Source organism: Klebsiella sp. MS 92-3, assembly GCF_000195655.1.
Taxonomy (GTDB): Bacteria; Pseudomonadota; Gammaproteobacteria; order Enterobacterales; family Enterobacteriaceae; genus Klebsiella; species Klebsiella pneumoniae.
In genome coordinates this window covers 28,985-39,275 of sequence record NZ_GL882861.1, presented here as the reverse complement: position 1 = coordinate 39,275, position 10,291 = coordinate 28,985, and the positions used below count along the sequence as shown (strand labels likewise).

Below are 10,291 nucleotides of genomic sequence, written 5' to 3'. Positions count from 1 at the left end.
GCCGCGGGCGCCGCAACGCCCGCCGCGCCGGCATTGGCGAGCTGATCGATTTTGACGTGAAAGACGTCGCCCAACTGAACAACCCGCTACCGAAAGGCCCGTACGGGACGGTGATCAGTAACCCGCCGTACGGCGAACGTCTGGAAAGCGAGCCAGCGCTGATCGCTCTGCACAGCCTGCTTGGCCGGATAATGAAAAGTCAGTTCGGCGGCTGGAACCTGTCGGTATTCAGCGCTTCGCCGGAGCTGCTGAGTTGCCTGCAGCTGCGTGCCGACAAGCAGTTTAAAGCCAAGAACGGCCCGCTGGACTGCGTGCAGAAGAATTATCACCTGGCGGAGAGCGAAGGCGGCAAGCCGGCGATGTTGGCGGAGGATTTTGCTAACCGTCTGCGTAAGAACCTGAAGAAGTTTGAAAAATGGGCCCGCCAGGAAGGAATTGAATGCTATCGCCTGTACGATGCTGATCTACCGGAATACAACGTGGCCATTGACCGCTATGCCGACTGGGTGGTGGTCCAGGAGTATGCCCCGCCGAAAACCGTCGACGCGCATAAGGCGCGCCAGCGTCTGTTCGACATCATCGCTGCGACTATCGCCGTACTGGACATGGCGCCTAACAAGCTGGTGCTGAAAACCCGTGAACGGCAGAAGGGGAAAAACCAGTATCAGAAGATGGCGGAGAAGGGCGACTTTATTGAGGTGCAGGAGTATAACGCGCGCCTGTGGGTCAACCTCACCGACTACCTGGATACCGGTCTGTTCCTCGACCACCGTATCGCCCGTCGCATGCTCGGCCAGATGAGTAAAGGTAAGGACTTCCTGAACCTGTTCTCCTATACCGGCAGCGCCAGCGTCCACGCAGGCCTCGGCGGTGCGCGATCCACCACCACGGTGGATATGTCACGCACCTACCTGGAGTGGGCGGAACGCAACCTGCGTCTCAATGGCCTGACCGGCCGCGCGCATCGCCTGATGCAGGCGGACGTGCTGGGTTGGCTGCGGGAGAGCACCGAGCAGTTCGATCTGATCTTTATCGATCCGCCGACCTTTTCCAACTCCAAACGAATGGAAGATGCGTTTGACGTCCAGCGCGATCACATTCGCCTGATGACCGATCTAAAACGTCTGCTGCGTAAAGGCGGCACCATTATGTTCTCGAATAACAAACGCGGTTTCCGTATGGATCATGACGGGCTGGCGGCGCTTGGCCTGAAGGCGCAAGAGATTTCGCAAAAAACGCTGTCGCAGGATTTTGCCCGCAACCGTCAGATCCACAACTGCTGGCTGATTACCGCAGCCTGAAAGGAATAAATAATGTCACTGATTAGTATGCACGGCGCCTGGCTTTCCTTCAGCGATGCGCCGCTGCTGGATAATGCCGAGCTGCATATTGAAGATAACGAACGCGTCTGCCTCGTCGGACGCAACGGCGCCGGTAAATCTACCCTGATGAAGATCCTCAACCGCGAGCAGGGGCTGGATGACGGACGCATCATTTATGAACAGGACCTGATCGTGGCGCGTCTGCAGCAGGATCCGCCGCGGAACGTTGCTGGTACGGTATACGATTTTGTCGCCGAAGGGATCGCCGAGCAGGCGGCTTATCTGAAAGCCTACCATGACGTGTCGCATCAGGTGATGACCGATCCGAGCGACAAAAATTTAAATGAACTGGCGCGCCTGCAGGAGCAGCTCGATAACCTGGGACTATGGCAGCTGGACAGCCGCATTAACGAAGTGATTGAGCAGCTGGGCCTTGACGCCAATGCGCAGCTGGCGTCGCTGTCCGGCGGCTGGCTACGTAAAGCGGCGCTGGGCCGCGCCCTGGTCAGTGGGCCGCGCGTGCTGCTGCTGGATGAGCCCACTAACCACCTCGATATCGAAACCATCGACTGGCTGGAAGGTTTCCTGAAAACCTTTAAAGGCACGATTATCTTTATTTCGCATGACCGTTCCTTTATCCGCAATATGGCGACGCGCATTGTCGACCTCGATCGTGGCAAGCTGGTGACCTATCCGGGAAATTACGATCAGTATCTCCTCGATAAAGAAGAAGCCCTGCGGGTCGAAGAACTGCAGAATGCGGAATTTGACCGCAAGCTGGCCCAGGAAGAGGTGTGGATCCGTCAGGGTATCAAAGCGCGCCGGACCCGTAACGAAGGCCGAGTCCGCGCGCTGAAGGCGATGCGCCGCGAGCGCGGTGAGCGTCGGGAAGTGATGGGCAGCGCGAAGATGCAGGTTGAGGAGGCTTCCCGTTCCGGCAAAATCGTCTTTGAGATGGAAAACGTCAACTATCAGGTTGACGGCAAAGTGCTGGTGAAGGATTTCTCCGCACAGATCCAGCGCGGCGACAAGATCGCCCTGATCGGCCCCAACGGCTGCGGGAAAACCACGTTGCTGAAGCTGATGCTCGGCCAGCTGCAGGCCGACAGCGGGCGGATCCATGTTGGCACCAAGCTGGAGGTCGCCTATTTCGACCAGCACCGCGCGGAGTTGGATCCGGATAAAACGGTGATGGACAACCTGGCGGAAGGCAAACAGGAGGTAATGGTTAACGGTAAACCACGCCATGTGCTGGGTTATCTACAGGACTTCCTGTTCCATCCAAAACGAGCGATGACCCCGGTACGTGCGCTTTCCGGAGGGGAACGTAACCGCCTGCTGCTGGCCCGGCTGTTCCTGAAACCCAGCAATCTGCTGATCCTTGATGAACCGACTAACGACCTCGATGTTGAAACGCTGGAGCTGCTGGAAGAGCTGATCGATGGCTATCAGGGGACCGTGATGCTGGTGAGCCACGATCGTCAGTTTGTCGACAATACCGTGACCGAGTGCTGGATCTTCGAAGGCGGCGGTCGTATTGGCCAGTACGTCGGCGGCTATCACGACGCCCGCGGTCAGCAGGCCCAGTCTTTGGCGCAAAAGCAGACGGTCGTTAAAAAAACGACGGAAGTCGCTCAGCCAAAAGCAGAAACTGTCAAACGCGGCGGGAACAAACTAAGCTATAACCTGCAGCGCGAGCTGGAACAACTGCCGCAGAAGCTGGAGGCTCTCGAGGCCGAACTGCAGACGCTGCAGGATCAGGTTGCCGATCCCGATTTCTTCGGGCAACCGCACGATCGCACGCAGCAGGTGCTGGCGCAGCTGGCCGAAGCGGAGCAGGCGCTGGAAGCGGCCTTTGAACGCTGGGAATATCTCGAAGGATTAAAGAACGGCGCCTGAGCCGAGGAGTTGTCATGTGCGATCATCATCATGCTGCGCGACATATTCTATGTCCCCAATGTGATTTGCTGGTGGCTTTGCCGCAGCTTGAGCATCGCCAGAAAGCCGCCTGCCCGCGCTGCGGTACAACGTTAACCACCACCCGGGGGGGGGCCCCCCCCCCCCCCCCCCCCGGCGTTATCAATGCGCCAGCGCGGCGATCTCGTCGGCGGTCAGGCCGGTGATTTTCACCACCGTCTCGCGGGCAATGCCGTCGGCCAGCATCCTCTGGGCAATGCGCAGCGCCTCGGCATGCTGTCCTTCTTGTCTGCCTTCAAGCCGGCCTTCCCGTTTGCCTTTTCTGCGGCCCACTTCCTGTAATCTTTCAGCAATAGTCATCAATCTCTCCCTGTGCTGAGGAACCCGTTGCGCCACTTCGTGGATAAACCGGCCAAAGCGGCGCGCGTTGCCAGTCTGCAGCAGATAATTAAACAGCGTTTTTAGCTGTCTGTCATTAGCGTCCCCGCTAAGTAAAATCGTCGTCAGTTGCTCAACAATGCCCATTAAATCGCGCTGGCGAATATGCTTCTGTATCAGCTCGAGTAATGCCACGCGCCGGTGGCGAACGATCTCATCGTCGGGGATCACCGTGACATCCACCAGCGGAAAGGGCGAGATATAAAGCTCACTCGCCAGCTGTGGATCGGCAAAACAGTCCAGCCAGTTGAGTGACCACGGGTATGGCGTGGTCGCTCCGTGATAGAAGAGCATCGGCACCACCAGCGGCAGTTTTGTATGACCGCCATCAAGATGGCGCTGCATCGCGGCGATGGCGTAGCGCATCAGGCGGAAGGCCATCTGCGCATCCGGCGAGCTCTGATGTTCGATAACCACATAAATGTAGCCCTCGCCAGACGCGGTTTTGAGTGACCACAGCACATCGGAGTACCAGGCCCGCAGGCTCTCCTCGATAAAGCTTGCCGATTCCAGCTGTAAGGTATCGAGGTCGCAGCGCTGACGCAGCGCAGGCGGTAGATGGATCGCCAGAAAATCGCGCGCGGTGTCGGCCTGAGTGAGGAACTGTTTAAACACCGCATCATGCGGCGTCGAGGTGGTGCCCTTTGCCATCGGCTCATCCCTGCCTGCTTATCCTGCAGGGACTCTACATCCCATGAATGTCTCTGGCACCCCGGAAACCGGGATTTTACATTCCGCTACGAAAACATATTTCCCCGGACTGCAAGCGTGACATCCTTTTTCGACGCGGTACGCAAATCCAGGCGGGCGACAGCCTCGGCGCAGCATGCTATAAACGGCTTATCCCCGCAGCAAAGGCCAAAGCAGTGAACCATACCCGAGATATTCCCCAAACCTTCTGGCGAGACGATCGTCTGCCGTGGCTGGAGCTGCGCAGCACCTGGCGCAGCCGCCAGGCCTATAAGCGCCACAGCCACCCCCAGCTCTCGGTGGGGGCGATTATCGAGGGGGAAACGCGCTGCCTGTGCGCTGGCCAGGAGTACCTGCTACAGCCCGGGGATCTGATCGTGATCCCGCCGCACGCGCCGCATAGCTGTAATCCGCTGCATGACAGGCCGCGCAGCTATCACATGCTTTACCTGGACGCGACATGGTGCCGCGCGCAGCGCCCGGATATTCCCCCTGGCGCCAGTATCACCTCGCCGCAGCCGCTGCTGCGCGACAGCCCTCTCTTTGCCAGTTTCCAGCAGGTTGTCGCCCTGATGAACCGCGGGAGCCTTGAACAACTGCCCGCCCGGCTGGCGCAACTCCTGCACGCGCTGCCGCTGTGCGCCGCCGCGCCGCAGGCGCCACATCACGCCAGCGCCCTGCTGTTTCAGCGCCTGGCGATGGATCTGCCGGCGTCGCCGTCGCTGGATAAGCTGGCCCACGACAGCGCGCTTCGTAAAGAGACCGTTATCCGCGCCGTGAAACAAGATACCGGCCTGACGCCTGCCAGTTTGATCAACATGGCGCGCATCGAATATGCGAAAACGCGCTTACGCGCCGGGGATCCTATCGCCGACGTTGGCTATCAGGCTGGCTTTGCCGATCAGAGCCATTTCCATAAAACCTTTGTCAGCTATACCGCCGCCACGCCGCGGCAGTATGCGCAAAGCAGATCAATATCTGACAATAAGTAATACGCCACCTGGCGTAGGGTGGCCTCTGCACCATTATCGAGGCCACTATGCATACCTTATCGACGCTCTTTCCCGCCGCCTTCCCGGCGTTAGCCCTGTCCCACTTTGTCGCTCTGCTCAGTCCGGGCCCTGATTTTTTTCTGCTGGTCGGCTACGCCGTGCGCTACCGGATCCGCGGCAGCATCGGATTGTGTCTCGGCATCGCCGCAGGCAATGCGCTGTATATTGTGCTCGCCATCGTCGGCTGGGGGCTTCTGCGCCAGGCGCCGCTGCTTTTTTTGCTCATCGAACTGCTGGGGGCGGGCTATTTATTGTGGATTGGCAGCCTGCTGATACGCAGCCGTCCCGCGACGCTGGCGATGGAGAGCGTTCGCGCAGCGCGTCCGGGGTTCGGCAGGCAGCTGCTGCTGGGGCTGGGGTCATCGCTGCTCAACCCCAAAAACGCCCTGTTTTATCTGGCGCTGATGACTTCCCTGCTCGGGCCGGCTGTGACCCTGCTTCAGCAAACGGTGAGCGGGCTGTGGATGGTCAGCGTGGTGTTCTTCTGGGATTTACTGCTGGTGAGCGCGATTGCGCTGCCGCAGATACAGCGCCGCTTGGGCGCCATCGTCTGGCGAGTCGAGCGGGCGGCGGGGGCGATCCTGATGCTCTTCGGCCTGGGGATTATCTGGCGATTTTTGCACGACCTCGCCGTCAGGCTATATGCTTAAGCATATGGAAAAACTCGCTGAACTGAAACGCGCCAAACTGCTGGCGCTGTCGCTGCTGCTGATTGCAGCCGCCATTTTTATCACTACCCTCGCGCTACCACCGTCGCCCTGGGTCGGTGCGCTAAAAGCTATTTCCGAAGCGGCGATGGTCGGGGCGCTGGCCGACTGGTTTGCGGTCGTGGCTCTGTTTCGCCGTATTCCGCTGCCCTTTGTCGCCCGCCATACGGCGATTATTCCGCGCAATAAAGACCGCATCGCCGACAACCTCGGCCGCTTTGTCGAGGAAAAGTTCCTTGATACCCCGTCGCTGGTCGCGCTGATCCGCCGCTATCAGCCAGCCCTGATGCTCGGCAACTGGTTCAGCCAGCCGGAGAACGCCCGGCGGGTCGGCCAGCACCTGCTGCAGGTGATGAGCGGTTTTCTCGAACTGACCGATGACGCGCGCATTCAACGTCTGCTGCGACGCGCGGTGCATAAGGCTATCGATAAGGTCGACCTGACGCAGACCAGCGCCATGATGCTGGAGGGACTGACCCGCGACAATCGCCATCAAAAGCTGCTCGATTCGCTGATAAACCAACTGATCGCCCTGCTGCAGCGCGACAGCTCCCGCGCCTTTATCGCCCGCGGCATCGTACACTGGCTGGAGACCGAACACCCGCTGAAGGCCAAACTCCTACCCACCGAGTGGCTCGGCGAGCACAGCGCTGAGATGGTCACCGACGCGGTGAATACCCTGCTGGACGAGGTGACTCACGACCGTACGCATCAGATCCGTCAGACTTTTGACCGCGCCGTGCAAAAGCTTATCGATAACCTGAAATCCGACCCGGATATGGCGCAGAAGGCCGATAACATCAAAGCCTGGCTAAAAAATGATGAGACCTTTAACCACTATCTTGGCGAAGTATGGGGCGACCTGCGCGGCTGGGTAAAAAACGATATCAGCAGCGACGACTCACGTATTAAGCAGCGTATCGCCGAGGCGGGGCAGTGGTTCGGTGAAACCTTACTCCGCGACGACGCGCTGCGCGAATCGCTTAACGAACACCTGGAGCAGGCGGCGCACCGGGTGGCGCCGGAGTTCGCCACCTTCCTCACCCGCCATATCAGCGACACAGTGAAGAGCTGGGACGCCCGCGATATGTCGCGGCAGATCGAGCTCAATATCGGTAAAGATCTGCAGTTCATCCGCATCAACGGTACCCTGGTGGGGGGAACCATCGGCCTGTTGTTGTGGCTGCTCTCGCAGATCCCCTCGCTGCTGCATCTGCATATTGGTTAGCAATGATACTATCCGAACAATAGCGCTGATAAATATTCCACAGGGAGGGCGAGATGATGCACAGGATTTCCCACTGGCTGAGCCGACACGCCGCCGCGCTGTTCTTCCCGGCGGCGTTAATTCTGTATGATTTTTCCGCTTATCTCACTACCGATCTGATCCAGCCGGGGATCCTGCACGTGGTGCGGGATTTCAATGCTGATGTGGCGCTGGCTCCGGCCTCGGTGAGCCTGTATATGGCCGGCGGCATGGCGCTACAGTGGCTGCTGGGGCCGCTCTCTGACCGGATAGGACGGCGTCCGGTGCTGCTCACCGGCGCGCTGATTTTCACCCTCGCATGCCTGGCGACCCTGTTCACCACCTCCATGACGCAGTTCCTGATTGCCCGCTTCGTGCAGGGCACCAGCATCTGCTTTATCGCCACCGTCGGCTACGTCACCGTACAGGAGGCCTTTGAGGAAAAAAGATCGATCAGACTGATGGCGGTGATCACCTCCGTCGTGCTGGTGGCGCCGATCGTCGGCCCGCTCTCCGGCGCGGCGCTGATGCATTTCATTCACTGGAAAGCGCTGTTCGGCATTATCGCCGCCATGGGATTGGTGGCCTGGCTCGGCCTGCTGTTGACCATGCCGGAGACGGTGCGCCGCGGCGATGTGCCGTTCAGCCCCCTGGGCGTGCTGCGCGATTTTCGCAACGTCTTTCGCAACCGCATCTTTTTACTCGGCGCCGCCACGCTGTCGCTGAGCTATATTCCGCTGATGAGCTGGGTGGCGGTATCGCCAGTGATTTTAATGGACGCCGGCGGACTGACCACCAGCGAGTTCGCCTGGAGCCAGGTGCCGGTCTTCAGCGCCGTTATCATCGCCAACCTGTCGGTGGCGCGCTGGGTAAAAGACCCTACCCGCCCGCGCTTTGTCCTCAGCGCGGTGCCGGTACAGATGCTCGGCCTGGCCATCCTGATCGTTGGCAATCTGGTATGGCCCCACGTCTGGCTGTGGTCGGTGCTCGGCACCTGCTTCTACGCCTTCGGCATCGGGCTGATTTTCCCGACGCTGTTTCGCTTTACCCTCTTTTCCAACGACCTGCCGAAAGGCACGGTCTCCGCCTCGCTGAATATCGTGATCCTCAGCGTCAGCGCGTTATCAATTGAAGGCGCGCGCTGGCTGTGGTTCCATGGCGGCAGACTCCCCTTCCACCTGTTGGCGGTGGCCGCCGGGATTGTCGCCGCCTGCTGCCTGGCCGGACTGTTACGCTACCAGCGCGGACAAGCGGTGATCGAAGCCCGGCAGTCGTGAGCCCTTTTACGGAGAAAGCCCCATCATGAATGACATTGAACTCAGCCAGGCGCAGCGCGACCTGCTGCGCGACAGGCTCAGCAAGTACTGCGCAGAGACCTTCGACCTCGAACTGGAGCAGTTTGACGCCGAATTTTTCGTCGACTTTATCGCCAAAGAGCTGGGGCCGCTGTTTTACAACGCCGGTATCGAAGAGGCCATCCGCACCCATCAGGCATGGAGCGAGCGTATCCAGGAAGAGATGGATTTGAAAAAGGTCTATTAACACCGCGTACAGACGCAGGAGATCAATAAAACCCTGCATACACCATGGCTATAATGGCGACTCTTTCAGCATCTCCCGTGTACGGGGAAGGAAAACCATGTCGCTTATCACCGATCTACCCGCCATTTTTGACCAGTTCTCAGAAGCTCGCCAGAAGGGCTTTCTCACCGTCATGGATCTTAAAGAGCAGAACGTACCGCTGGTGGGCACTTACTGCACCTTTATGCCCCAGGAGATCGCCATGGCGGCGGGCGCCGTTGTCGTCTCGCTGTGCTCAACCTCCGATGAAACCATCGAGGAAGCGGAAAAAGATCTCCCGCGCAACCTCTGCCCGCTTATCAAAAGCAGCTACGGCTTCGGCAAAACCGATAAATGTCCCTACTTCTATTTCTCTGACCTGGTGGTTGGGGAAACCACCTGCGACGGCAAAAAGAAAATGTATGAGTACATGGCCGAGTTCAAGGCGGTCCACGTCATGCAGTTGCCGAACAGCGCCAGCGATGCCGCCTCGCGCGCACTGTGGAAAACGGAGATCCTGCGCCTGCAGCAGGTGATTGAGGCCCGGTTTGGCACGCCGATTAGCGAGGCGGCGCTGCGCGAAGCCATCGTGTTGAAAAATCGCGAGCGCCGGGCGCTGGCCCACTTTTATCGTCTCGGGCAGCTCAATCCGCCGGCGCTCAGCGGCGGCGACATCCTGAAAGTGGTGTACGGCGCCACTTTTCGTTTCGACAAAACCGCCCTGATTGATGAACTGCATGCCATGGCGGAGCGCATCCATCAGGAGTGGCAGCAGGGTAAACGGCTGGAACCTCGTCCGCGGATCCTGATCACCGGCTGCCCGATCGGCGGCGCGGCGGAAAAAGTGGTCCGCGCCATCGAGGAAAACGGCGGCTGGGTGGTCGGCTATGAGAACTGCACCGGCGCGAAAGCGACCGAGCGCTGCGTGGCGGAAGAGGGCGACGTCTACGACGCCTTAACCGATAAATATCTCGCCATCGGCTGCTCCTGTATCTCCCCCAACGACCAGCGTCTGCAGCTGCTGAGCCAGATGGTGGAGGAGTATCAGGCCGACGGGGTGATCGACGTCATTTTGCAGGCCTGCCATACCTATGCCGTGGAATCGCTGGCGATTAAACGCCATCTGCGCCAACAGCACGATCTTCCTTACATGGCGATTGAAACCGACTATTCGACAGCGGACCTCGGCCAGCTCAGCACCCGCGTCGCCGCCTTTATCGAAATGCTGTAAGGAGCTGGCGTGAACTATACGGTTGGCATTGATTCCGGCTCCACCGCCACAAAAGGCATCCTACTGGCGGACGGCGGCATCGTGCGCCGCCTCCTCTTCCCCCCCCCCCCTCCCCCCCCCCCCCCCCC

At 59.4% G+C, this 10,291-nt stretch carries 9 protein-coding genes and 1 pseudogene; 9 read left to right on the top strand and 1 reads right to left on the bottom strand.

The features are described from left to right. From rlmKL to HMPREF9538_RS31885, 3 genes and pseudogenes are all read left to right on the top strand, one after another. Positions 1-1,301, top strand: a 1,301-nt coding sequence (rlmKL, locus tag HMPREF9538_RS02855) for a bifunctional 23S rRNA (guanine(2069)-N(7))-methyltransferase RlmK/23S rRNA (guanine(2445)-N(2))-methyltransferase RlmL (RefSeq protein ID WP_009486256.1), incomplete at its 5' end; no start/stop codon positions are given. A gap of 12 nt (positions 1,302-1,313) precedes the next feature. After that, complete coding sequence (locus tag HMPREF9538_RS02860) at positions 1,314-3,221, top strand: ABC transporter ATP-binding protein (RefSeq protein ID WP_004147848.1); 1,908 nt, start codon at positions 1,314-1,316, stop codon at positions 3,219-3,221. 14 nt (positions 3,222-3,235) lie between these two features. Next, positions 3,236-3,358: pseudogene (locus HMPREF9538_RS31885) on the top strand (hypothetical protein); the annotation flags it as partial. A gap of 43 nt (positions 3,359-3,401) precedes the next feature. On the opposite strand, the gene HMPREF9538_RS02865 reads toward HMPREF9538_RS31885, so the two are convergent. After that, a complete protein-coding gene (locus tag HMPREF9538_RS02865) occupies positions 3,402-4,328 on the bottom strand; it encodes an Rpn family recombination-promoting nuclease/putative transposase (RefSeq protein ID WP_002887421.1) in 927 nt (308 codons plus the stop codon). Positions 4,329-4,543: 215 nt separating this feature from the next. Here HMPREF9538_RS02865 and HMPREF9538_RS02870 point away from each other — a divergent pair, with 215 nt between their 5' ends. The 6 genes from HMPREF9538_RS02870 (at position 4,544) to HMPREF9538_RS02895 (ending at position 10,163) form a co-directional block, all read left to right on the top strand. Further along, the gene (locus tag HMPREF9538_RS02870; protein ID WP_004211325.1) at positions 4,544-5,359 is read left to right on the top strand and encodes an AraC family transcriptional regulator; all 816 of its coding nucleotides are present in this window, start codon (positions 4,544-4,546) and stop codon (positions 5,357-5,359) included. A gap of 47 nt (positions 5,360-5,406) precedes the next feature. Further along, the gene (locus HMPREF9538_RS02875) at positions 5,407-6,069 is read left to right on the top strand and encodes a LysE family translocator (RefSeq protein ID WP_004177543.1); all 663 of its coding nucleotides are present in this window, start codon (positions 5,407-5,409) and stop codon (positions 6,067-6,069) included. Next, complete coding sequence (locus tag HMPREF9538_RS02880; protein ID WP_004146109.1) at positions 6,062-7,354, top strand: DUF445 domain-containing protein; 1,293 nt, start codon at positions 6,062-6,064, stop codon at positions 7,352-7,354. Before HMPREF9538_RS02875 ends, HMPREF9538_RS02880 begins: the two co-directional genes overlap by 8 nt. Positions 7,355-7,407: 53 nt before the next feature. Continuing rightward, on the top strand, positions 7,408-8,649 hold the full coding sequence (gene mdtM, locus HMPREF9538_RS02885) for a multidrug efflux MFS transporter MdtM (RefSeq protein ID WP_009486254.1): 1,242 nt from the start codon (positions 7,408-7,410) through the stop codon (positions 8,647-8,649). A gap of 25 nt (positions 8,650-8,674) precedes the next feature. Next, positions 8,675-8,914: a DUF2164 domain-containing protein gene (locus HMPREF9538_RS02890; RefSeq protein ID WP_002887416.1), complete on the top strand. Its 240-nt coding sequence runs from the start codon at positions 8,675-8,677 to the stop codon at positions 8,912-8,914. A 97-nt stretch (positions 8,915-9,011) separates the two neighbouring features. Then, positions 9,012-10,163 (top strand): double-cubane-cluster-containing anaerobic reductase, encoded by a 1,152-nt coding sequence (locus HMPREF9538_RS02895; protein WP_002887414.1) that lies wholly within the window; start codon positions 9,012-9,014, stop codon positions 10,161-10,163. Positions 10,164-10,291: the final 128 nt, after the last annotated feature.